The organism is Alkalibacillus salilacus (genome assembly GCF_030812915.1).
GTDB classification, from domain to species: domain Bacteria; phylum Bacillota; class Bacilli; order Bacillales; family Alkalibacillaceae; genus Alkalibacillus; species Alkalibacillus salilacus.
In genome coordinates this window covers 1-22,481 of sequence record NZ_JAUSTQ010000020.1, presented here as the reverse complement: position 1 = coordinate 22,481, position 22,481 = coordinate 1, and the positions used below count along the sequence as shown (strand labels likewise).

Here is a 22,481-nt window from a genome sequence, read left to right as displayed (position 1 = left end):
TACTCTCCTCCTGGTAATCGTTTTTGTGGTTGAAAACATTGTACCATGTGGAGAGGAAAATGACCCTTTTTACACAATTATATGGACTCTATCCATGCCAAACGCCTTTTCCATCGAGTTCAGGGTTATTACAAGCGAGTTTCTTGTGATTACCAGCGAGTTTTCATAAATACCATCGACTGTCGTCAGGTTTCCATCGAGTTTTGGAGAAATACCATCGAGTGAAACGATTTACCATCGACTTCAATAAACTCACCAGCTTAAATGAATCTTCCTAATATAAATCACATAAAAAAGGTGGAATTGTTTAACGCGAACAATTCCACCTCGTTTATGATCGAAAGCGTCTATTGACTTCTTCTAATGAAATTTTCAACACTTGATCTTTCATCATAAAACTATAATGCCTATTCTTTTTTACGTTCTTCGGTAATTCGTCTAATAATACAGGGCCTTCCGTTTCAAAATAATGCTTTCGCTCATCTAATGACTGAACATCAGCGAAATATACGTTTTTTACAATATCGCCACCTTTACCATCAACGTAGTATTGGCCAATAAAAGTCAATGTTGAAATAACGCCACCTGTTTCTTCATAAACTTCGCGTTTAGCTGCGTCTTCAGCTGTTTCACCTGGTTCAACTTTGCCACCAGGAAACTCTATTCCACGATCACGATGTTGCGTTAATAACCATTTATTTTGATAACGGGCAATCACCCAAACATGTTTAGCACTATTTGAAAACGGCATCTGACCTTTAACGAATTTTACGGTATTATTATAATAATCCTTAAAAACTTCCACTGGAACACGGTCCTTTATCTCTTTTTCTTATTCGTACTGTATATCCATTATATACGGTTGACCGTTATCCTTCAATTGAAGTTCAAACTTAATTGTATATTCCCCATCAAGTTCTGTTTGATTTGTTTGTGTAATAAGAATGTTACCATCTTCTGTGGTTTCTTGTTCAAAATCTTCACCAACTTGGAACCATGGTGGTGTTTCGGTTGGGATGATATAAAGATTACCATCGCGTTCTTCGTAATATCGGTCCACAAATTTGTCGACCACTTTCGTTTCTGCTAAATCACTGAAACTATCTTTATAAGCTTTCATGGAATCATAATTCTCCACTTCATGTTGACTATTGGTATCTTGAAGCAATTGATCCATAAAGCTTTTCGTTGCCTGAACAACTTCACCTTCGCTCAATTGTGGATTTTCTTTGTTTGCTAAGTTAACTTCGCTACGTTCACGATCTTCAAAGTTCATATTCGATTGTTCTGAACTTTGATATTGACTGGGTGCTGCATTAAGTTGTGTATATGAAAAAGGGATAAGTACGAGTAATCCTATGCTTACAACTGCTAGTCCTACGAATGAACGTTTCATTTCGTCATCCACCTTTCTTTTTGCTGCATACGCTCATATTATCTTTATGATTTGTTTTCCTGTTTAATGACAGAATGAAACATAAAAGTCACAAAAGATTTTCATTCACGCCATTTAGCTCTGATAATATCCAGAATCATCCACCAACCTAGGTCTAAGTCTAATCAAAATCAAAAAAGTAAGTCCACATGTTATATGCGAACTTACTTCATTAGACGATTTGTTTTCTATTTTCGTTTCACTTTTAAATTATTCATCTTCAATTCGATCAAATTGATCAAAAAAAGACATCGATTCGATATGCTGTTTCGTTTCATGGTCCCCCAGGTTATAAAGCATTTTATAACCTTTCATCATGTAATAATCATAAGCATCATTCTCTTCATCACGATGATATTCTTTAAAAGGTAACGTCGCTCGAAACGCAGTTGCATCTTCCGCACCCTTCAGTTCATCAAAACACTCACGCAGCGAGATGATTTCATCTGGGTTTCCATAAATGACAAAATCATCATTATTACCTGCCTTCGCTTCTGAAATTTCACCAGATTCAATACTGACATAAAATTTTCGACGATCCATCAAACCACCTCATCTCTTAATGTTAGTCGGTGGATCAAAATTATACATTCAAACTATAATTGTTGGGTCGTTTTCATATCGAAATCGAACTGTCTGACCGTTAATTTCTCCAACCTTTTTTGATCGACTTGGACACCTATACCTGGTTTCGATGGCACTTCAACTAGCCCATCTTTGACTTTAAATGGTTCCTTAATAATATCATGTTCCCAGTAACGTTCTGATTCTGATAAATCACCTGGTAATTTGAATTGTTCAAGTGAAGCCAAAATGACATTATGCGCTCTACCAATTCCTGTTTCTAACATACCACCACACCACAGAGGCATACTAGCAACCTTAGCATACTCATGAATCATCTTAGCTACTTCATACCCACCAACTCGTCCTAACTTAACATTGATGGTGTCAGCTGCATCTAGTTCAATTGCTTGAAAAGCATCATGTTCTGAGGTAACGGATTCATCCAAACTAATACGTGTGTTCATTTCCTTTTTTAATTGATGATGATAATAGAAGTCATCTTGCCGAAATGGTTGCTCGATCATATGTAAATTAAGGTCATCAAGTTTCGTCAAATGAAGCATATCTTCTGGTTCATAAATACCGTTGCCATCAAACATGATTGGCCAATCACCTAAAAATTCTTTCGCTTGTTCAACGGTCTCACGTTCCTGCCCTTTTTGAAGCTTTAACTTATACCGTTTATATCCTTTTTTCATGTAAGTTTTCACTTGTGATGTTAAATCATCAGTTAATGACAGGACAACACCGCTTTCGACATGGTTGTAAGTACCTCCGATTATTTCTTTAAGGGGTTTGTTGTGTTGTTTAGCATATAAATCCCATATAGCTGTTTCAATACCAGCTTTGGCCATTTGATGACCCTGAATACCGCTTAAAGTACGATGAACTTGATTCGGGTGATCTATCTGCGCTTTTTGAATAACAGGTAAGATAAAATGTTTAAACATATCCCATGCTGTTGTCGTCGTTTCGGGTGTATAAAATGGATCAGCAAAAGCAACGCATTCTCCATATCCTACATGACCGTTGTGATCATATACTTCAATGATTAACGTATCACGCGTGACAACTAGACCGTTAGCCGTCTGAAAGGGTTGCTTCAATTTCATCGCAACCTGTCTAACGGTAACTTCTTCTATATTCATATGATCACTCCTCTAAACGTGCTTGTAATTGGTGTCTTAATAACTTCTTAGCTGCATTTCTCGGTAATTCATCTGTTTTGTACCAAGTTTTAGGGACTTTATAATTTGCTAAATGGTTTTGACAATAAGTCGTTAACTCCTGTTCATCGACAGGTTCACGTTCAACGATAAAGGCTACAGGCACCTCTCCCCAGCGCTCATTCTTCTGACCAACGACACCAGCATCGGCGATATGCGGATGACCTTTTAGCACACTTTCAATTTCAGCTGGATAAACATTCTCTCCACCTGAGATAATTAAATCTTTTCGTCTGTCCACGACATAGAGAAAACCATCTTTATCAAAATAGCCCAAATCACCGGTTTTAAGCCATCCGTTCTGGAGTTTATCTGCGGTTTCATCAGGTCGTTTATAATACCCTTTTGTGACGCTCGGCCCGTGAACGACAATTTCGCCCACTTGTTGAGCTGGTAATGACTCATCATCTTGTACAATATCCAGTTGATTCGGAAATAATGGCTTGCCTGCTGCCCCTAGTTTGTCGAAGGCATTTTGATCATCTAGGGTACAAAATTGTGAGGCTGTTTCTGTCATCCCGTATGTTTGGTACACAGGAACATGTTTATCCCTAGCTCGAGTTAATAGCGGTTTAGGTGCAGGACCACCACCTAATAACATGCAACGGAATTGTTCAGGATAATAGTCGTTTCCTAACCGTTCAAGCAATTGATCTAACATGACTGATACGACAGACATAATCGTTACACCCTGGTTCATGATATCGTCATGAATCGCTTCAACATCAAATGACTCGTGTAAATGAAGTGGAATCCCATAAATCACACTGCGATAAACGATGGATAAACCACCGACATGGAACATTGGTAAACTTAATAACCAGCGATCATGAGCATACAATCCTAAATTAAGTGCTGATCCATTTGCGTTCCACCAATGATTTCCATATGTTAGTTCCACACCTTTTGGTTGTCCCGTTGTTCCAGACGTATAAATCACATGTGATAGATCATCTAAGTCCATGCTATGACTTTTTTGCTCAAGTGGCTGATCAAGATTTCCGCTATGTATGTCAATCACGTTCAAGTCGTCCCCAACTAAGTTTTCATAGCGTTGATCTAAAATAACAGCTGATACATCACCATCTTGTAATTGAAACGCAATTTCTGCTGATGACAGGCGAATATTCATGAGAAAACTGACAGCACCGATAAGATTTAAGGCATGAATGGTCACAAGGAATCGATAATGATTCGGTGAAATGACGCTGACATGGTCACCTGATTTAATGCCTTCTTGTTTTAATTGTAAGGCCATTGATCTGGCGTGATGATAAAGTTCTGAAAAGGAATAGGTTGTCCCATCTGATAACTTCACCGCATCCGTATTTGGTGATAAATCAGCTCGTTTTTCTAACCAGTTGATCATTGTAGTCATAGAGCATGTCCCTTTCTTAATTATGTATAAACTAAAGAAAGAAGGTTGATATCAAACGATTATTCATTTGATACCAACCAACTTGTTTGACTTCATTTAGCGACTTAAGGGAAACGTGGGAACTGATCGAAGTCAGGTTTACGCTTCTCTTTGAATGCGTCACGACCTTCTTTGGCTTCTTCTGTTGTGTAGTATAGTAGTGTTGCGTCGCCGCCCATTTGTTGTAGACCAGCTAAACCATCTGTGTCTGCATTAAAGGACGCCTTTAAGAAACGAAGGGCTGTTGGTGATTTTTCTAGCATTTCGTTACACCACTGAATCGTTTCTTCTTCTAGTTTGTCTACAGGTACAACCGTGTTAACAAGGCCCATTTCGCGCGCTTCTTCAGCACCGTATTGACGGCATAAATACCAAATTTCACGAGCTTTCTTATGACCAACGATACGAGCCAATAAACCTGCACCATATCCAGCGTCGAAGCTACCAACTTTCGGACCAGTTTGTCCAAATACAGCATTGTCTGCAGCAATCGTTAAGTCACAGACAACGTGTAATACATGTCCGCCACCAATCGCATACCCCGATACCATCGCCACAACAGGTTTCGGAATAGTCCGAATTAAACGTTGTAAGTCTAGTACATTTAAACGTGGAATTTCGTCTGTTCCCACATAGCCACCATGGCCACGTACAGACTGGTCGCCACCTGCACAGAAGGCTTTTTCACCTTCACCAGCTAATACAATAACCCCAATATTTGAATTATCGCGTGCCCGAGCAAAAGCATCGATTAGTTCTTGTACCGTTAACGGTGTAAAAGCATTACGCTTTTCTGGACGGTTGATTGTAATCTTTGCAATACCATTATACGTTTCATACTTAATTTCTTCGTAGTCACGTTCTTTAGTCCATGCAACTGCCATTATGTAACCTCCTTAAATTGAATCTGAATTAATTAAAAACTCACTTACTATTTTACCAAAAATTTTGGGACTTTCCAGATGTACAGCATGACCTGTTTGAGAAATTTTTCGAAATTGAGCATTTGGTAGGGATTCATGCATCTGTTCATTGATTGAAACAAACTTTTCATCCTCCTCACCAACAACTAATAACGTCTCAGTCTTCAGTTGTTCTAGACTTCCCCAAAGGCTTTCTTGTTTTCCTGTTCCCATCGTAAGTAAAGACAATGCTAGGCCTTCAGGCGATTGTGCTAACCTTCCTTGCCTAATTTGTTTTTGCTTTGCTAAGGGTAGACGTTTTTGCGTAGTAAACAAAGGGACTTTCTCCCAGTAGTTAACAAAGGCTTCGATCCCTTCAAGCTCGATCATATTCGCTAACTTCTGATCTTGCGCTTCTCTCTCCACTCGTTTATCAACAGATAAGCCAGGTGAAGCGCCGACTAATATGAGTTGATCAATCATTTCAGGGAAATAACTAACAAACAATAACGCTGTACGACCACCCATGGAATATCCAAGTAAATCGACTTTGTCATGCCCCAATTGATGTATGATAGATTTCAGATCATGACAAACATCCGACATATTTGATACATGCTCAGCGTCTGTCTGTCCGTGGCCAGGTAAATCAATGAGCACAAGTTGTCTATTAACCTCTAGATAAGGTATTAATTCATTCCATGTGGCCACAGTTCCTGTAAAACCATGTAATAAAACGAGCGGTTTCCCTTCTCCTATCACATTCACGTGGTAGTGATGCTCCTCGACTGCTATAAACATTTCATTCATCCTTTAAGTATCAAGTAGGCTTTCAATATTGGATTTAATTTGTTGATGCCACATGAAGTTGTCCTCACGCTCTGTCTGAACTTCGATCACTTCTAATTGGTCAACTGGTTTATTGACCTTTTCAGTAAATTCATCATTACTTTCCACACACTGATATGGAATGTCTAATGATGACACCATATCGCCAATCGGTGCATCAAACGGCGTCCCAAATAATTTTTCAAAATGGTGCCCGTGTTGGTACTGTGGTAGAAAGTTAAATATACCGCCACCGTTATTATTAATAACAACAATACGGAGTGCTAATTGCTGCTTTTTAGCCATTAATAATGACGTGAAATCATGTAATAAGGAAAGGTCGCCAATGAGTAAGGTCACGTGTTCACCTGAAGCCGCTACACCCATAGCCGATGAAATGACTCCATCAATACCATTTGCACCACGATTAGCTAAAACTTTTACCTGTTTATTCTTAGGTAAGAAAAATGTATCTATATCTCGAATTGGCATACTACTTCCCACAAAAATTGTTTCGCCATCAGCAACAGATTCAGCTAACACATGAGCAACTGAACCTTCCGTTAATGATTCATTTGCCATTTCCGTTAACGTTTGTTGTACGCGTTGATCTAATTCGATCCACTGTTTGGTCCATTCAGGATCTTGTTCGATCTTGAACTGACTAGCCTGGTGTACAAATGCTGTGATATCGCTATAAACCATTGTTGTCCTAATATTAGAATGTTCACGGTAGCCTGTCTGTTGATCAACCACAATATGAGTTGATGGAGCCACTTTTGCCATCCACTGGAAATAGGCTTTCGAGACTGGCATGGGTCCGAATCGAACAACAAAGTCTGGTTCAACTGATTGTTGAAAAGCTTCTTGTTTTAGTAACGCGTCATAAGTTGAAATGATTAAACCGTCTAATCCTCCCATTTGCCTTAACCGACTTAATGGATCAGCCAATACCGGAATATTCCACTGACGAGCTAGCTCTAAAACAGCCCTAGCTTCTTCATCGCTTGTTAGTTCACCACACATGATTAAACCTTTTTGTTTGCCTGCTAATTCAGACGCAATTAACTCAGCTTCATTAACTAACAGCTCTTCATGACCACCCACTGCTGAAACATAAGGTGTCTGAACTGAACCCCATAAATGATCTAAACTTAAATCCGGTGTTAATGGATCCCGGAACGGAAAATTAAATTGGACGGGTCCTTTACGATTGGAATTGGCTAACGCAAAAGCGCGACTAGCTTGTCTACGACAATATTGCAATAATGATGGTGTTGCATCAGCCACTGCCATATCGTGAAAATGCTTAACATAATCACCGTACATTTTGACCTGATCAATCGCTTGGGGCGCACCATTATCTCTTAATTCTTGCGGTCGATCTGCTGTTAACACAATTAATGGCACGCGACTATAATAGGCCTCAACAATAGCTGGATAATAGTTAGCAGCAGCCGTTCCTGATGTACAAACCAACGCGACAGGCTTTTGTGTTGCTTTAGCAATCCCTAAAGCAAAAAATGCCGCTGATCGTTCATCAAAATGAATCCAATCTTGAATAGATGGGTGATGCGCGACAACCATTGATAACGGCGTAGACCGTGAGCCAGGTGTAATCACGACATGGTCTAATCCACTTTGATATAATTCATCAATGAAATATGAGACATAATACGTATTATTCCCCATAGTCGTCATCACGGTTACCTCCTAAAGCATCCAGCATTGGTGTTAACTTCAAGTTAGTCTCATCATATTCTGCTTTAGCATCAGAATCAGCGACAACACCACATCCTGCAAACAGTTTTATTCGGTTGCCCGCTATCAATCCAGATCGAATGGCCACCGCAAATTCACCATTTAAAGATTGATCAAACCAGCCAATTGGAGCCGCATACCAGCCACGCTCAATGGGTTCATGCATCTTAATAAAGTTCATCGCATCTTGACGAGGTTCGCCTCCTAAAGCTGGTGTTGGATGCAATTTTTTTAACGTATCAAACAGTGTAACTTCTGGTTTTAATTGACCTTGTACAGGTGTATATAAGTGTTGAATATTTTTTAAAGGATATATTTGTGGTTCATTTGGTATATCTAAATGAGTACATATAGGCTGAACAGCTTCACGAATCATATTAACTACATAACGATGTTCTTCTAAGTTCTTTTCGTCATTTAATAGTCGCCATGCTAATAAATCGTCCACATCCATTGTCTCACCACGACTCGTCGTTCCGGCTAAACAAGCAGAATACATGACTTGGTTTGTTACTGAAACCAATCGTTCAGGACTAGCACCGATAAATGCCTCTTCTCCTTGTTCCATAACAAACACATAACTATGCTGTTGCTGATTAGTAAGCGCATATAATAAATCTTCTGTTGGAATCGTCCGATCAAATACCGCTTCAACTTCACGTGCTAATACAACCTTCTCAAGATTAGTTGTTTGAATTTCTTCAATCGCATGAGCAATCATCGACGACCATTGATCAAAGCTCAATTGATCCTGAACTTCTTCAAGTTTTCGTGTCTCTTGAACAAACAGACCAGCCTCATAAATCGCTTCGGTCTCTTGTTCAATTTGATTCAACAACACTTCAATTGAATCATTAGGCGACACTTCTATATGATGAGTTAAGAAATATTCACCTTGTTTAACTGTCAGCATTTGTTTAGCTAAGACGAAATTATTTTCAGGGAATGACTCCCATTCTTTTCGGTGTGGTGTATCAAAAAATGAAAAACCACCAAAGAAAACAGGCCCTACACCTTCTACGTCAAAGTCATGTAGAACATTAATGCTCTCTTTCAATTGATTCAACTGATCCTGTATTGCCAAAAATCGGTCATCCGATGAATCGGTATATAATTCTTTGAAGGTCCCTAAGCCCACAAATGTCAAATCACCTGCAGCATTTGACCAATAGAAACGTTCACCTTTTAAATGAGCAAAATGAGCAAAGAGATTGAGCGGATCAATAGGATTGATTTTTTGTACAATTGAGATGTATGGTGTTTGTTCAATATGTTCTATTTGTTTCAATTGTGCTTCTAATGAAACACGATCTGTTTTAATCATAAACGTTGCCTCCAATAGTATTACAACCAGCATGACAAACACATGCCTACAGACTATTCTATGACTTTTTTTTGAAAACGACAAGAATTACACTATTCAAGCTAATTGACACATGCATATCGTTTATCTAAACTTATTTTAGTATGTTGTAAAAAGAGAGGGAGAAACCATGACACAACAACAATCTGTTCAAGATGCACTTGGGGAAAAATCTGGCTTTCAAATATGGTGGCGTATGTTACGCCCTCACACATTAACTGCATCATTCGTACCTGTTTGGATTGGTACAGCTGCAGCTAGTATGGATACATCCATTCACATTGGATTGTTTTTAGCCATGTTAATTGCCTCTATGTTAATCCAAGCTGCAACGAATATGTTTAATGAATACTATGATTTCGTTAAAGGCTTAGATACAGAAGAATCAGTCGGAATTGGTGGCACGATTGTAAGAGATGGCATTCCACCTTCACAAGTTAGGAATTTGGCCTTTATTTTTTATGGAATAGCCATTCTATTAGGATTTTATATCTGTTTTGAAACAACGTTTTGGATCGCTGTGATTGGGCTTGTTTCCATGTTATTCGGTTATTTATATACGGGTGGACCTTACCCAATCGCATACACACCATTTGGTGAATTATTTTCAGGATTCTTTATGGGAACCGTCATTATCGGAATTAGTTACTTTATTCAAACAGGCAATGTCACCTCAGAAATTGTCTGGTTATCCATTCCTGCAGCCATTCTTATTGGAGCGATTATGTTATCAAATAATATTCGTGATTTAGAAGGCGATCAAGAAAACGGACGTCAAACAATTGCTATTTTAGTTGGACGTCATAAAGCGATTCGTGTTTTGGCATTATTTTTCCTCACAGCACTCACTTTACCTGTTATCTTTATTAGTTTAGGTATGATGCCTATTTGGGGATTATTAACTTGGTTAAGTGGAATTAAAGCTTATAAAGCCTATCAAACGTTCAAACAAAACAATACACCACTTGAAATGATGCCAGCAATGAAATTCACAGCTCAAACCAACACAATATTTGGTATTCTCTTTGGTCTTAGTTTTATTTTAGAGCATCTCACCAATTGGTTAATATAAACATGTATGTTCAATTTGAAAACGGATATCGTAATAAAGGAGGATGACGATGGATCTTCGTCATACATTATTTGAAACGTTACAAATCGACATCCAAGAAGCAGAACCACAACGCGTCGTTTTAACGATGCCTATTAATGAAACCGTTCATCAACCGATGGGCTATTTACACGGGGGAGCTTCAGTTGCACTCGCAGAGTCGGCCGCTAGTTACGGAGCTTTCTTAAATGTTGACCCAGAGCGCTACAATGTCTTTGGACTTGAAATTAATGCCAATCACATTAAGAGTAAACGTGATGGAGTCTTAACAGCCGTCGCTACCCCTATTCACATTGGTCGAATGACGATGGTTTGGGACATTCAAATGAAAGATGAGCATGATCAGCTTATCTGCACGTCGCGTTGTACGATTGGAGTTGTCGAACGGTCTAACAAGTGAGGTGCGTCTATGTATAATCCAATGTGGGAGGAACTTCGGGTCCAACTTATGGAAGAAAAAAATCGACTTGAACAACGGGTAAAAGAAGCAGAAGATCTACCTGCTTTGATCGAAGAATCTGTAGGTGAATTAAATTCTTTAGACGATCAACATCCTGGAGATAGCGGTACAGAATTGTATGAACGGCAAAAGGATCTGACCATGTTTCGGCATGCTAAAGAACAACTCGAAGAAATTGATCACGCATTAAATAAGATGGATGATGGAACTTATGGAATCTGTGAAAAAACGGGTGAACCCATCCCTTTAGAGAGACTACAAGCTATGCCAACAGCTAGGTATACCATTAAACATTCTCATGATGAATTATAAAACGAAGCATAAACGGATAAAATGGATATGACGTGTGAAAGGAAGTGACAACATGTTATACCGTTTTGTCCGTTTTTATTTTCATATCCCTATCTTTTTACGCCTATTATTAACGGTCTTGTGCATCATGCTTTTATTTGGAACAATTATGTACTGGGCAGAGCCACAAGAGTTTACGACCTGGTTTGATGGCGTATGGTTTGCCTTTATTACAGGAGCCACTGTTGGTTACGGAGATTTCGTACCCGAAACAGTCTTAGGTCAACTGCTCACTATTTTACTGATTTTAGCTGGAGGTGGATTATTAACGTTCTATATGGTGACGCTTTCAAGTGGTGCAATTAAACGAGAAGATGATTATAAAAAAGGGGAAGTTGCGTTTCATGGCGAAGAACATATGATTATTGTCGGTTGGAACGAGCGGACGCGTCGACTGATTGAACTAATTGAAACACAGTACGGGAAACAAACCGACCTTGTGTTAATTGATGAAACTTTAGAAGAAGATCCTGTGAATCATACCAATGTTCATTTTATTCACGATGACCCGACCATCGATGATACTTGGGAAAAAGCTAATCTTTCGAAAGCAGATAAAGTCATTGTGACCGCTGATCAAACTAAAATTGAAAAAGAGGCTGACGTCCACACGATCCTTGTCATTCTTACGGTTCGGGGCTTAAATTACGAAATTCCTATTTTGGGTGAAATATTAACCGAAAAACAAAAACGGAATGCTGAACGAGCAGGTGCGACAGAAGTGATTTGTTCAAATGAAACAACGAGTACTTTGTTCTATCATGAATTAACCGGAAATGAATATGTCAAAGCGTTTGACTACGTGATGGCATTGTTGTCACAACAACAATTCATCATCGATTCTGTTTATGATGAATGGATTAATCAATCTATTCTTGAACTATCTGAGATCACTAAACAAGATGGACGATTACTTTTAGGATATATCCGTAATGATGAAATCAAAATTAATCCTGATCCAAATGAACGTCTTCAAGAAGATGATCAAGTCATTATGACGAAAACATTACTGGAGTAATACTTTCTCTACTTCTTGTATAACGATTTCTGCTTGATCTATATAGGATTCATCAATATCGGCATCTGGTTCTTCTGGTGACTGAAATTGATTAAAACTTCCTTGGATGTTACCTGATATACCTTGTTGGTCAGTACCTGCTTCAAATCGATGAACTAAAACAAATGGTGAACCAATACGTACATGTGCATCTTTTTCACCGATGGTTCCTATTTCTGTGGTGACTGGAATTCTGAGAAAAGCGTATTCCTCATCTGTTTGTTCTAATTTATGATCAAAGTAAGCATGATCGTATTCCCAATTGCCTCCAACACTAAAGGCAAAGCGGTTTAAAATCGCTTCTAAGTCTTCAAAAGGATAAGCTTGATTTTCGATACCTGACTGAATTTGTTCCATATAATCACCTCTAACAATTTTTAATCACTCGTAGTATGACCGGATTATCCGTTTTCATAAGTGAGGATTAAAAACAGTAACGTCGGCCTTTAAAAGACCGACGTTTTCTTGGTTTATAGGGAATGACGTAAGATCTGACGAACGTCATCATCGTATAATGTGTTAAAGTTACCAAATGGTCCTCGTTTCATGGCACGATCGACCATTAATTCTAAATTCTTATCATCAATGTCATATTCCGCTAAGTGAGTTGGTCCACCTAAGGAACTCCAGAACTGACGTAAACGATCAATTCCTTGTAACGCTGTTTCTTCATCAGATTTGCCTGTTGGATCAACACCAAACACACGAACAGCTAATTGTTTAAAGCGTTCTGGATTCACTGTTAAATTATGCTTCATCCAGTTAGGGAATAAAATCGATAAACCACCAGCATGTGGAATATCATAAACTGCTGATACAGCGTGTTCAATATTATGTGTCGCCCAATCACCTTTATAACCTGTTTGTAAAATACCATTGAATGCCATTGTACCTGCATACATGATTGTTTCACGATACTCATATGACTCAAGATTATTGATTAATTTAGGAGCCGTTTCAATAATCGATTTCAAGATCCCTTCAGCCATACGATCTTGAACAGGTGCGTTCGTTGGTTGATGGAAATACTGTTCTAACACATGGCTCATCATATCAACTATGCCGTATACCGTGTGGTTTTTCGGTACAGAATACGTATTAACTGGGTCTAAAATGGAGAATAATGGGTATGATAACGGTGAGCCCCAACCATATTTTTCATTTGTTTCCCAGTTTGTAATAACTGCACCAGCGTTCATTTCAGAACCTGTTGCTGCTAAAGTAAGAATCGTGCCTAGTGGTAAAGCGTCTTCAGGTGTTGCTTGTTTCGTAACGAGATCCCAAGCATCACCTTCATACTTAGCTGCTGAAGCAATTGTCTTCGAACAATCAATAACACTGCCGCCACCAATTGCTAAGATGAAATCAATATCTTCTTGCTTACATAAATCTGCACCTTCGTTAACAGTAGATAAACGAGGGTTTGGATCAATACCACTTAATTCAAACGTTTCATAACCGTTGTCTGATAACTTTTTCATAACATTTGTATAAATCCCATTACGCTTAATACTTCCGCCACCATATGTGACAAGAATACGTTTAACACCTTCTGGGATTAAGGATGGTAGTTGCTCTGTTTGGCCACGACCAAATACTAATTTCGTTGGATTGTAAAATGTAAAATTCTCCATATTAATACTCCTTTCAATGTCTCTAATTATTTATTATGTCGTAATAATCCATCAGACGCAAAAGATATACTTTTATTAAAATGCTCACGATTAAAAAAACCTCCAACTAATTGGAGGTTTACTTCTCTAATGACGATAGGTTTGTTCACGATCCTTCGATTGTTCAATCCATTCATTAAGCTTGTCTTTTAAAATGTTGAACCCATTTTCGTCTTGATTATGCTGCATGTCACGAATTTGTTCCGCTCTTGTCTTAGCATGAATTGGACGTGATTGTGTCGCACGAATTGAAAGCGAAAACTTCCCTTCTGAAGGTTCCGCATCAACAACTTTGACATTAATAACTTCACCTACAGACACATAATCATGCACATCTTTCACATAACCATGTGTAATCTCAGAAATATGAACGAGTCCTTGTCTATCATCATCAATTTTTACAAAGGCACCATAAGGTTGAATTCCTGTCACTTCACCTTTAATGATATCTCCTTCTTGTATATTCATGATCGACAACTCCTAAAGCTTTTCTATATCTTCCACTTTTTATCTTAACATAATCACAAACGCCCATTCAAAATTGCCTCGCGCTGTTCATTCAGAATAAATAACAATTTTCCACAAAAAAATTAAAAAATTTTATAAAACCATGTTTAATATTTTTCAAAACGGTTATAACTAGTACTGTAATACTTTCTCGTATTCCCCCTTTGACAAAGCGATTAATCGCTTTGTCTTTTTTTTGCTTTTGAACAAGAATTCGGTGTAACATAGTGATTGAGGAGGGATTTTGAATGACAGAATTTAATGAGAAGACTAACCGAGAAAATACACGTGCAGTAAAATACGAATTCCGAGAAAAACTATTTGAACGTAATGATGTGTTGCCGATGTGGGTCGCTGATATGGACCTTCCTGCTCCACAAGCCATTCAAGATGCGATCATGTCTCGTGCAGAGCATAATATATATGGTTATACCACACATGATGACGCCTTATTATCCACCATCCAAAATTGGTTAGCTAAACGTTATCAATATGATGTAAATACAGACTTAATCTCGTTCTCTCCAGGTGTTATTCCTGCCTTACATGCATTAGTTGAAGCTTTTACAGAAGAAGGCGATCAAATCGTCATTCAACCACCTGTATATCCACCATTTTTCTCTGTAGTTGAGAGTCACGATCGTACTATAGTTGAAAATCCACTCGTTTATGAAAATAATACATATCGAATGAATTTCGATCAGCTTGAAGAGCAATTTAAGCAAGGAGCAAAAGCATTTATACTATGTAGTCCTCACAACCCTGTTGGACGTGTTTGGACTGAGAGTGAACTCAAGCAACTCGCTGATTTATGCGTCTCTTATAATGTTTATCTGTTTTCTGATGAAATTCATAGCGATATTATTTTCTCAGGTCATCAGCACCTACCTGTTGCAGACCTCAATGAAAATATTAGTGCCCTAACTTTTACCATGATGGCACCATCTAAGACGTTTAATATCGCTGGATTACAAGCGTCATTTACGATTAGTCCAGATGAAGAATCAAAGAAAACACTCGATCAACAATTAATGAAACAAGGAGCTGTCATGTTGAACACAATTGCATATACAGCAATGGAAGCAGCCTATCAACATGGTGAACCTTGGTTAGAAGACTTAATTAAACACTTAGAAGGTAATTATGCTTATTTACAAGAACAACTAAAACCAACGAAAGTTAAACCCGTAAAAGCAGAAGGAACGTATTTAATCTGGCTCGATTTCTCTGAAACTGGATTAAATCATGAAGAAATTAAACGAAAATTAAACCACGAAGCTAAAGTCGGCCTTAATGATGGCCAGAGCTTTAGTAAAGAGCACGGTGATCAATTCATGCGTATAAATATTGCTTGTCCACGTGAAATGGTTGAAGATGCTGTTGAACGGCTTGTGAGTACGTTTGGATAAAAGATTAAATAAGCTGCCTCAATATATGAGGCAGCTTATTTTAATTCGGCTATTCTTCTTGATCTTCCTCTACGCCTTCAGCTGGATTATCCGTTTCTTCGTCTTTCTCGCCTTTTGTGATTTCTGCACAAGCAACTCGGTCGCCTGAATCACCAGCGGGCTGGGAAACGCCATCATCTTGGCCAGAATGAATGATTAAAGCTTTTCCGCCATTTTCGTTAAATAAGGATCCCGATCCGTCTTGTAAGGTTGCTTTTTCAACAACATATTCATAAGAAGCTTCTCCGCTCGCTTCCACTTCCATATTCGGCATATCCCCTATATGGTGATCTTCCGGTTGCATTAAACCATGCACTGCCTCTTCACTGTTAGACCAATGTCCACCTGCTGATTCAAAGGTCGGACCTTCACATGTTGGGTTTTCATGTATGTGAATCCCGTGAAAACCTGGAGAAAGACCCACCAGTTCTACTTTTACATTAACTCCATTCGCATCTTCTGATAATGTAGTTTCTCCTACCACATCATAATTAGAATTGATGATGTCAGCTTTATAAACACTAGGGCTCCCCCCACATGCGGTGAGAAATATCATTAAACATAAAAAAATCCACTTCATTCATAACCACCTCATACTTAGTATGGTTAGAATAAAATGGATTTAAACGTCAAGAATCGTTATGTGATGCGTTAGGATCATCGACTCTTGTTTGATCTGGAAAACGTTCTTCTGTCGTTCTCTGTTCTTTATTCGAAACTTTAATAATCCAGCGAAAAAACAAAAACGCAAAGGCTGTAAATATGATTAATGTTATAAGCGCTGGAATATAAGCTGTTTTATCCTCAGGGAAATAAAGAAATTCCATCATAGCGCATACACCTACTTTAAATTCGTCTTTATTCATTATAACAAATCATTAAACAATGCGTATAATGGAATGTTTCAGCTTTATGACAATCTAAGCTTTGAATGATTGTAATAAATTAGCCATTTCAATCGCACTCATTGCTGCGCCGTAACCGTTGTTACCAGCTTTTGTACCAGCACGCTCAATTGCTTGTTCAATCGTATCTGTTGTTAATACGCCAAAGATCACTGGCACACCTGTTTCCATACTGACCGATGAAACCCCTTTAGACACTTCACCACTCACATATTCAAAATGTGGGGTTGCACCACGTATGACAGCACCCAAAGTAATGACCGCATCATAACTACCATGCTCAATCATTTTTTTAGCTGCTAACGGGATCTCGTAAGCACCTGGAACCCAAGCGACTTCAATATCATCTTCCGTTAGACCATGGCGTTTCAAACCATCTAATGCACCATCTAATAATTTTTCATTAATAAAGCCGTTAAAGCGTCCAACGACAATACCGATTTTTAAATTGCTAGCGACTAAATTTCCTTCATATGTTTTCATGATTAAAACCTCCTCGATTTAAAATAAATGACCTAGTTTATCGCGTTTCGTTTCTAAATACTTTTCGTTATCTTTATTAGGTGTCATGTATAATGGAACACGGTCAACAACCTCTAAATCATAACCGTAAAGCCCTTTGATCTTACGTGGGTTATTGGTTAATAATTTCATTTTACGTACACCTAAGTCTTCTAAAATTTGAGCACCAATACCATAATCACGCAAATCAGCTGGATAGCCTAGTTTTTCATTTGCTTCGACGGTATCATAACCTTCTTCTTGAAGTTTATAAGCTTTAAGTTTATTAAGCAAGCCGATTCCACGACCTTCTTGACGCATGTACAGTAAAACACCTTTACCCGCTTCTTCGATTTGATTTAATGCCGCCTCTAATTGCGGTCCACAATCACATCGATTAGACCCGAACACATCTCCTGTTAAGCATTCACTATGTACACGAACGAGCGTGGGTTCAGTTGGGTCAATATCCCCTTTAACCAATGCGACATGTTCACGTCCATCGATATCATTCGTATAAGCGACTGTTCTGAAATCACCGTATGATGTTGGAAGCGACACCTCAACTTCACGGGTTACAAGCTTTTCATGTTTGCGACGATATTTAATTAAATCTTCAATTGTAATGAGCTTTAAATCATGTTCGTCAGCTATCTCTCTTAACTCAGGTACTCGAGCCATCGATCCGTCTTCATTCATTATTTCACATATAGCCCCTGCAGGTTTGCCCCCAGCTAATGTCGCTAAATCAACCGCAGCCTCTGTATGTCCAGCGCGTCGTAACACACCACCATTTTTCGCGATCAAAGGAAAAATGTGGCCTGGTCGTTTAAATTCAGTCGGAACAATATCATCATCAGCTAAACGCATAATCGATTTCGAACGTTCCCCTGCACTAATACCTGTCGTTGTTTCCACATGATCAATACTAACCGTAAACGCTGTGCCATGACTATCAGTATTGACATCAGCCATTAACTCGAGTTGAATTTGATCGGCTTTATCTTGTGTGATTGGCGTACAAAGCAGACCACGACCTTCCTTCACCATGAAGTTAACGACTTCTGGTGTCGTATGTTCTGCTAACGCTACAAAATCGCCTTCATTTTCCCGATTTTCATCATCGACGACAATTACGACCTTCCCCTGTTTCAGATCCTCTATTGCTTCATGAATTGAATCAAACATACTTCCCCTCCTATTCATTTAAGAAACCCGCTTCACGTAGAGTTTCTAGTGACACACCCTGTTTCCCACTATTTTCACTGGGCATCATTAATTGATACACGTATTTCATTAACATATCACATTCAATATTCACGAGATCTCCCGGTGATTTTGATGTCAGTATCGTTGCATCTTGTGTATGAGGAATAAGCGAAATGGTTAAAATGCCATTTTCAATTCCAAAAATGGTCAGAGACGTCCCATCAATACTTACGGAACCTTTTAACATCATATACTTAGCTATATCTTCGCCCACATTAATATAAAAATACTCAGCATTGTCTTGCGTTTCGCGCCCCGTAATTTGACCGACACCATCGACATGCCCTGATACAAAATGACCACCAAAACGGCCATTTGCTGGCATGGCTCGCTCAAGATTGACAGTCGACCCTTGTTTCAGACCTTTTAACGCTGTCTGATGAAAGGTCTCTGGCATCACATCCGTATTAAAAGACGTTTCTGTAAAATTAGTAACGGTTAAACAAACGCCATTCACAGAAATGCTGTCTCCCAGTTGTACATCTTGAGTAATTTTGTTAACTCTAATCGTTAGTTCTAGTGATTCAGCCCCTTGTTGAATTGACTGAATTGTCCCTACTTCTTCAATAATCCCTGTAAACATTAAGCGTCCTCCTCGTGTTGCGGTTTGGCGACAACTTTAATATCTGGTCCAATCATGTCGACGCTATGAAAAGTCACGTTCACGGCATCAGCGACATAATCAAAACCGAGTTGATTATAAAATACTTTGCTCAACTCACCACCAATTAATTTCGGCGCCATATATAAATGTATTTCATCAAATAATTGATGTTGAATAAATTCGGAATGAATGGTGGCACCACCTTCAACATAGACACTCATTAATTTCGCGTCGGCTAATCGTGATAATAACGCTTTTAAATCGATCTGGTCTGTATCCATACGCCACACACTGACATAATTCAAAGCATTGAATTGTGCTTCTTGATCTTCGTCAGCTTGCTTACCACAAACCACAATTGTATTCGCTTGTTGATCAGTTAAGACATGAGTATCTAACGGAATGGCTAACTGTGTATCGAGGACGATACGTGTTGGATTTAATCCACCGTGGGGCAAACGGGTAGTTAAATGAGGATCATCTCGTAAAACGGTTTGGCTGCCAACTAATATGGCATCATGTTGATGTCTTTGAGTGTGGACATCATGACGTGCTTCTTCACTCGTAATCCATTTGCTATCACCACTATTAGCAGACGTTTTACCGTCCATTGAAACAGCCGTTTTAAGCGTCACAAATGGTTTCTTATATATCATAAAATGAAAGAATTTTTGATTAATCTGCTGCGCTTCTTGTTCAAGTAAGCCGACTTCAACCTCGACTCCTTCATCACGTAACCACTTCACACCATTGCCTGCAACTTTCGGATTCGGGTCTAATGTCGCGACATAAACCTTCTCAATCCCTGCATCAATGATCGCTTTCGCACATGGTGGTGTCTGGCCATAATGTGAACACGGCTCGAGTGTAACAAACATGGTCGCACCTTTTGCCTTTTCACCAGCTTGCTCAAGCGCATAGACTTCAGCATGTGGTTGACCTGGCACTAAATGAGTACCTGTTCCAACCACAACACCATCTTTAATAATGACGGCACCTACAGACGGATTCGGTCGCGTTTGGCCTATAGTTAACCGTGCTAATTCAAGTGCATGTTGCATGTAAAATTGTTCGTCTTTCAATCGTTAACCCCCTTTACCTTACACAACCGGATTAACGATCTGATCCTTCTCCCATCCAGACTTTAACTGTCGGTCCTAGATTCTCACTAGCTCCACCGCATGAAGCGGGTCGCGGACTAAGGCTTCATCAGCCGTCACCGCCGGTCGGGAATTACACCCTGCCCCGAAGTTTAAAACCATTTATTCAATTTAATATTATAGGTTATATTTCTAACCAACTTTCTGTCCATTATTATACAACATTCGCTTTTCGAACGCTATTACTTGGTTTTGAAGAAAAGATCATTATGGCGATAGCTCTTTCAATTCATTCATAACCTCAGAAGGTATTTCTTCTATATTTGTAATTTCCATTCTGTCATGACCAGGATCTGTTGTGATGATATATGATCTGTCACCAAAATCAATCGCCGTTAATTGCATAAGCCTAACTTCGGGATGATTTCGGATGTAGTTAAGGTCTTCTTGCTGTAATTGGATATTCACACTATCAGATGACAACTCCTCAACTTCCGTCACATTATCCGACCCCTTAATCGACATGTATAAATCCCAAGAGCTTTTCGGCGTTAAATAAAAAATATAGTATCCAATCATAATTGCTAAACAAATAGCCAAAGTGATGGTCAAAATTTTTAAGTTCCTATACCTCTTTTCCATAAGTTCTCCCCTCTTATACAAATAATTTTGTGATTTGATACTAACATATTTTGTAACTTCTAACGACTTAGTTAAAGAGTGGATATTTACATATATCCCCATAAAAATTCAATACAGTCGATTATATCTCAAAGAAACCTTATTTAATTGCAAATAAAACACCAACTAAAAAATCCTTGTTTAAGAGCTTAACTTATTGGGAAAAGAACAACTAGACACGTTAAAAAGGAGTGATTACATGGATATCAAGAAAGTACTCAATCAACTAGAACATTATCAAACAGAAGCACCAAATCGTGTTTTTTCAATGTATTTAAATACTGACCCGTCTGACCAAGATCAACAAGGTGGCGAATGGAAAATACATCTAAAGAATGGTTTAAACAATTTTGAAACGTATCTACAAGATGACAGCTCTGAAGAAAAGCGTAATTTCTGGGCTGTTAAAGATAAGGTTGAGAATTTCATTGAAGAAAACCGTCTAAACTTGAAGAAGAGTGTGATTATCTTCGCAACAGGTGAAGGTGATGTATGGTTTGCTGATACATTACAAATGCCTGTCGAAACAGAATTCCATTGGGAAGACGAACCTGTTCTTGGACAATTAAAACAATTACATGAGACATTCCCGAAAACAGGAATTATTTTAACTCAGAAAGATCACATCAAAATCATCGATGCTGAGCTAGGTACAGTTAAAGATACTGTTTTTTATGAATTAGACTTGAATACGGAAGATTGGAGACAACACCAAGGACCTCACCAAGCAGATTCTAACTTAGGTTCTGGTGGTGCGAAGTCATCGAAGAAAGATGAGCTCGATCAACGCTTTGAAGAAAATCGCTCTCGTTGGTATAAATCCATTGCACCGAAACTCGATAAATTAGCTAAAGACTATGAGTGGGCTGAGATTTATATGGTCGGCGATAGTGATGAAGTTGATGAACTTGAAGCTAATATGAATAAATCTGTTACAGGTGAAATCAATAAAAACTTACTCGATTCTGACGAAATGAGCGTTCTCAACGAAGTCAAGGGTCAATAGAGTTTCACACCAAAGGTTTCAATCATTTTCTCATATTTGATTGGAACCTTTTTTAAATTGAATTAAAACTCGATGATAAATCCACCTCACTCGATGATATTTACTAAATCGCGATGGTAAATCAATCAACCTCGATGATATTGCTTAAATCCCGATGGTATTCAGTATTAAGCCGATGATAAGCAATAACAATTCGATGGAAAACGCTCGCCAATCAGTCAAGTCCATAATTATGTGTAAAATACATGGCAATGAAATTCAACTCTTGTCATTGATTATTTATGTGTTATCGCGATGAGGTGGGGATGG

At 38.5% G+C, this 22,481-nt stretch carries 25 protein-coding genes and 1 riboswitch; of the genes, 6 read left to right on the top strand and 19 right to left on the bottom strand.

Translation table 11 applies throughout. From position 1 onward, the window contains the following. Positions 1-331: 331 nt before the first annotated feature. From ytkD to J2S77_RS14040, 9 genes are all read right to left on the bottom strand, one after another. Positions 332-805 (bottom strand): RNA deprotection pyrophosphohydrolase, encoded by a 474-nt coding sequence (gene ytkD, locus J2S77_RS14080; protein ID WP_306978397.1) that lies wholly within the window; start codon positions 803-805, stop codon positions 332-334. 27 nt (positions 806-832) lie between these two features. Continuing rightward, the gene (locus tag J2S77_RS14075; RefSeq protein ID WP_306978395.1) at positions 833-1,396 is read right to left on the bottom strand and encodes a hypothetical protein; all 564 of its coding nucleotides are present in this window, start codon (positions 1,394-1,396) and stop codon (positions 833-835) included. 249 nt (positions 1,397-1,645) lie between these two features. Further along, complete coding sequence (locus tag J2S77_RS14070; protein ID WP_306978394.1) at positions 1,646-1,978, bottom strand: hydrolase; 333 nt, start codon at positions 1,976-1,978, stop codon at positions 1,646-1,648. A 53-nt stretch (positions 1,979-2,031) separates the two neighbouring features. Beyond that, positions 2,032-3,150 (bottom strand): o-succinylbenzoate synthase, encoded by a 1,119-nt coding sequence (menC, locus tag J2S77_RS14065; RefSeq protein ID WP_306978392.1) that lies wholly within the window; start codon positions 3,148-3,150, stop codon positions 2,032-2,034. 4 nt (positions 3,151-3,154) lie between these two features. After that, positions 3,155-4,606, bottom strand: a complete 1,452-nt coding sequence (locus tag J2S77_RS14060; protein WP_306978390.1) for an o-succinylbenzoate--CoA ligase — start codon at positions 4,604-4,606, stop codon at positions 3,155-3,157. Between the two features lie 104 nt (positions 4,607-4,710). Beyond that, a complete protein-coding gene (menB, locus tag J2S77_RS14055) occupies positions 4,711-5,529 on the bottom strand; it encodes a 1,4-dihydroxy-2-naphthoyl-CoA synthase (RefSeq protein ID WP_306978388.1) in 819 nt (272 codons plus the stop codon). Positions 5,530-5,541: 12 nt separating this feature from the next. Continuing rightward, on the bottom strand, positions 5,542-6,348 hold the full coding sequence (gene menH, locus J2S77_RS14050) for a 2-succinyl-6-hydroxy-2,4-cyclohexadiene-1-carboxylate synthase (protein WP_306978386.1): 807 nt from the start codon (positions 6,346-6,348) through the stop codon (positions 5,542-5,544). Positions 6,349-6,360: 12 nt separating this feature from the next. After that, positions 6,361-8,076, bottom strand: a complete 1,716-nt coding sequence (menD, locus tag J2S77_RS14045; RefSeq protein ID WP_306978384.1) for a 2-succinyl-5-enolpyruvyl-6-hydroxy-3-cyclohexene-1-carboxylic-acid synthase — start codon at positions 8,074-8,076, stop codon at positions 6,361-6,363. Beyond that, positions 8,057-9,460, bottom strand: coding sequence for an isochorismate synthase (locus tag J2S77_RS14040; RefSeq protein WP_306978382.1), 1,404 nt, complete (start codon positions 9,458-9,460; stop codon positions 8,057-8,059). The genes menD and J2S77_RS14040 overlap by 20 nt, the downstream gene beginning before the upstream one ends. Before the next feature lie 169 nt (positions 9,461-9,629). Between J2S77_RS14040 and J2S77_RS14035 the strand changes: the two genes are divergently transcribed. The 4 genes from J2S77_RS14035 to J2S77_RS14020 are packed head-to-tail and all read left to right on the top strand — an operon-like array spanning position 9,630 to position 12,439. After that, entirely contained in the window at positions 9,630-10,571 is a 942-nt protein-coding gene (locus J2S77_RS14035; RefSeq protein ID WP_306978380.1) for a 1,4-dihydroxy-2-naphthoate polyprenyltransferase, read from the top strand. A gap of 49 nt (positions 10,572-10,620) precedes the next feature. Then, on the top strand, positions 10,621-11,010 hold the full coding sequence (locus tag J2S77_RS14030) for a hotdog fold thioesterase (RefSeq protein ID WP_306978378.1): 390 nt from the start codon (positions 10,621-10,623) through the stop codon (positions 11,008-11,010). A 9-nt stretch (positions 11,011-11,019) separates the two neighbouring features. After that, a complete protein-coding gene (locus J2S77_RS14025) occupies positions 11,020-11,382 on the top strand; it encodes a TraR/DksA C4-type zinc finger protein (RefSeq protein WP_306978376.1) in 363 nt (120 codons plus the stop codon). 52 nt (positions 11,383-11,434) lie between these two features. Next, complete coding sequence (locus J2S77_RS14020; RefSeq protein WP_306978374.1) at positions 11,435-12,439, top strand: potassium channel family protein; 1,005 nt, start codon at positions 11,435-11,437, stop codon at positions 12,437-12,439. Here the strand turns inward: J2S77_RS14020 and J2S77_RS14015 are convergent. From J2S77_RS14015 to yugI, 3 genes are all read right to left on the bottom strand, one after another. After that, positions 12,428-12,835 (bottom strand): YugN family protein, encoded by a 408-nt coding sequence (locus J2S77_RS14015; protein WP_306978372.1) that lies wholly within the window; start codon positions 12,833-12,835, stop codon positions 12,428-12,430. The genes J2S77_RS14020 and J2S77_RS14015 overlap by 12 nt on opposite strands. Before the next feature lie 113 nt (positions 12,836-12,948). Continuing rightward, the gene (locus tag J2S77_RS14010; protein ID WP_306978370.1) at positions 12,949-14,112 is read right to left on the bottom strand and encodes an iron-containing alcohol dehydrogenase; all 1,164 of its coding nucleotides are present in this window, start codon (positions 14,110-14,112) and stop codon (positions 12,949-12,951) included. 126 nt (positions 14,113-14,238) lie between these two features. Next, complete coding sequence (yugI, locus tag J2S77_RS14005) at positions 14,239-14,619, bottom strand: S1 domain-containing post-transcriptional regulator GSP13 (protein WP_306978369.1); 381 nt, start codon at positions 14,617-14,619, stop codon at positions 14,239-14,241. Positions 14,620-14,906: 287 nt separating this feature from the next. Between yugI and J2S77_RS14000 the strand changes: the two genes are divergently transcribed. Beyond that, positions 14,907-16,067 (top strand): MalY/PatB family protein, encoded by a 1,161-nt coding sequence (locus tag J2S77_RS14000; RefSeq protein ID WP_306978368.1) that lies wholly within the window; start codon positions 14,907-14,909, stop codon positions 16,065-16,067. Between the two features lie 49 nt (positions 16,068-16,116). Here J2S77_RS14000 and J2S77_RS13995 read toward each other — a convergent pair whose 3' ends face one another. The 7 genes from J2S77_RS13995 to J2S77_RS13965 all read right to left on the bottom strand — a co-directional run bounded on the left by J2S77_RS13995 (position 16,117) and on the right by J2S77_RS13965 (position 21,127). Continuing rightward, positions 16,117-16,686 carry a superoxide dismutase family protein gene (locus tag J2S77_RS13995; protein WP_306978366.1) on the bottom strand — a complete coding sequence of 190 codons (570 nt, stop codon included), beginning with the start codon at positions 16,684-16,686 and terminating at the stop codon, positions 16,117-16,119. 49 nt (positions 16,687-16,735) lie between these two features. Next, positions 16,736-16,936 carry a hypothetical protein gene (locus J2S77_RS13990; protein WP_306978364.1) on the bottom strand — a complete coding sequence of 67 codons (201 nt, stop codon included), beginning with the start codon at positions 16,934-16,936 and terminating at the stop codon, positions 16,736-16,738. Between the two features lie 90 nt (positions 16,937-17,026). Beyond that, positions 17,027-17,497 carry a 6,7-dimethyl-8-ribityllumazine synthase gene (gene ribH, locus J2S77_RS13985; RefSeq protein WP_306978399.1) on the bottom strand — a complete coding sequence of 157 codons (471 nt, stop codon included), beginning with the start codon at positions 17,495-17,497 and terminating at the stop codon, positions 17,027-17,029. A 15-nt stretch (positions 17,498-17,512) separates the two neighbouring features. Further along, entirely contained in the window at positions 17,513-18,700 is a 1,188-nt protein-coding gene (locus tag J2S77_RS13980) for a bifunctional 3,4-dihydroxy-2-butanone-4-phosphate synthase/GTP cyclohydrolase II (protein ID WP_306978362.1), read from the bottom strand. A gap of 10 nt (positions 18,701-18,710) precedes the next feature. Beyond that, positions 18,711-19,364, bottom strand: coding sequence for a riboflavin synthase (gene ribE / locus J2S77_RS13975; RefSeq protein ID WP_306978361.1), 654 nt, complete (start codon positions 19,362-19,364; stop codon positions 18,711-18,713). Continuing rightward, a complete protein-coding gene (gene ribD, locus J2S77_RS13970) occupies positions 19,364-20,467 on the bottom strand; it encodes a bifunctional diaminohydroxyphosphoribosylaminopyrimidine deaminase/5-amino-6-(5-phosphoribosylamino)uracil reductase RibD (protein ID WP_306978359.1) in 1,104 nt (367 codons plus the stop codon). The genes ribE and ribD overlap by 1 nt, the downstream gene beginning before the upstream one ends. A 39-nt stretch (positions 20,468-20,506) precedes the next feature. Then, positions 20,507-20,642, bottom strand: a riboswitch (FMN riboswitch). Positions 20,643-20,752: 110 nt separating this feature from the next. Beyond that, complete coding sequence (locus J2S77_RS13965) at positions 20,753-21,127, bottom strand: hypothetical protein (protein WP_306978358.1); 375 nt, start codon at positions 21,125-21,127, stop codon at positions 20,753-20,755. A 238-nt stretch (positions 21,128-21,365) separates the two neighbouring features. Between J2S77_RS13965 and J2S77_RS13960 the strand changes: the two genes are divergently transcribed. Further along, positions 21,366-22,172: a VLRF1 family aeRF1-type release factor gene (locus J2S77_RS13960; protein ID WP_306978356.1), complete on the top strand. Its 807-nt coding sequence runs from the start codon at positions 21,366-21,368 to the stop codon at positions 22,170-22,172. The last annotated feature ends 309 nt before the right edge of the window (positions 22,173-22,481 follow it).

What these genes read in the sequence shown, in the direction of transcription:
- J2S77_RS14075 (WP_306978395.1), bottom strand. Translation starts at nt 1,396, where the DNA reads ATGAAACGTTCATTCGTAGGACTAGCAGTTGTAAGCATAGGATTACTC.
- J2S77_RS14070 (WP_306978394.1), bottom strand. Translation starts at nt 1,978, where the DNA reads ATGGATCGTCGAAAATTTTATGTCAGTATTGAATCTGGTGAAATTTCA.
- menC (WP_306978392.1), bottom strand. Translation starts at nt 3,150, where the DNA reads ATGAATATAGAAGAAGTTACCGTTAGACAGGTTGCGATGAAATTGAAG.
- J2S77_RS14060 (WP_306978390.1), bottom strand. Translation starts at nt 4,606, where the DNA reads ATGACTACAATGATCAACTGGTTAGAAAAACGAGCTGATTTATCACCA.
- menB (WP_306978388.1), bottom strand. Translation starts at nt 5,529, where the DNA reads ATGGCAGTTGCATGGACTAAAGAACGTGACTACGAAGAAATTAAGTAT.
- menH (WP_306978386.1), bottom strand. Translation starts at nt 6,348, where the DNA reads ATGTTTATAGCAGTCGAGGAGCATCACTACCACGTGAATGTGATAGGA.
- menD (WP_306978384.1), bottom strand. Translation starts at nt 8,076, where the DNA reads ATGACGACTATGGGGAATAATACGTATTATGTCTCATATTTCATTGAT.
- J2S77_RS14040 (WP_306978382.1), bottom strand. Translation starts at nt 9,460, where the DNA reads ATGATTAAAACAGATCGTGTTTCATTAGAAGCACAATTGAAACAAATA.
- J2S77_RS14035 (WP_306978380.1), top strand. Translation starts at nt 9,630, where the DNA reads ATGACACAACAACAATCTGTTCAAGATGCACTTGGGGAAAAATCTGGC.
- J2S77_RS14030 (WP_306978378.1), top strand. Translation starts at nt 10,621, where the DNA reads ATGGATCTTCGTCATACATTATTTGAAACGTTACAAATCGACATCCAA.
- J2S77_RS14025 (WP_306978376.1), top strand. Translation starts at nt 11,020, where the DNA reads ATGTATAATCCAATGTGGGAGGAACTTCGGGTCCAACTTATGGAAGAA.
- J2S77_RS14020 (WP_306978374.1), top strand. Translation starts at nt 11,435, where the DNA reads ATGTTATACCGTTTTGTCCGTTTTTATTTTCATATCCCTATCTTTTTA.
- J2S77_RS14015 (WP_306978372.1), bottom strand. Translation starts at nt 12,835, where the DNA reads ATGGAACAAATTCAGTCAGGTATCGAAAATCAAGCTTATCCTTTTGAA.
- J2S77_RS14010 (WP_306978370.1), bottom strand. Translation starts at nt 14,112, where the DNA reads ATGGAGAATTTTACATTTTACAATCCAACGAAATTAGTATTTGGTCGT.
- yugI (WP_306978369.1), bottom strand. Translation starts at nt 14,619, where the DNA reads ATGAATATACAAGAAGGAGATATCATTAAAGGTGAAGTGACAGGAATT.
- J2S77_RS14000 (WP_306978368.1), top strand. Translation starts at nt 14,907, where the DNA reads ATGACAGAATTTAATGAGAAGACTAACCGAGAAAATACACGTGCAGTA.
- J2S77_RS13995 (WP_306978366.1), bottom strand. Translation starts at nt 16,686, where the DNA reads ATGAAGTGGATTTTTTTATGTTTAATGATATTTCTCACCGCATGTGGG.
- J2S77_RS13990 (WP_306978364.1), bottom strand. Translation starts at nt 16,936, where the DNA reads ATGATGGAATTTCTTTATTTCCCTGAGGATAAAACAGCTTATATTCCA.
- J2S77_RS13980 (WP_306978362.1), bottom strand. Translation starts at nt 18,700, where the DNA reads ATGTTTGATTCAATTCATGAAGCAATAGAGGATCTGAAACAGGGGAAG.
- ribE (WP_306978361.1), bottom strand. Translation starts at nt 19,364, where the DNA reads ATGTTTACAGGGATTATTGAAGAAGTAGGGACAATTCAGTCAATTCAA.
- J2S77_RS13965 (WP_306978358.1), bottom strand. Translation starts at nt 21,127, where the DNA reads ATGGAAAAGAGGTATAGGAACTTAAAAATTTTGACCATCACTTTGGCT.
- J2S77_RS13960 (WP_306978356.1), top strand. Translation starts at nt 21,366, where the DNA reads ATGGATATCAAGAAAGTACTCAATCAACTAGAACATTATCAAACAGAA.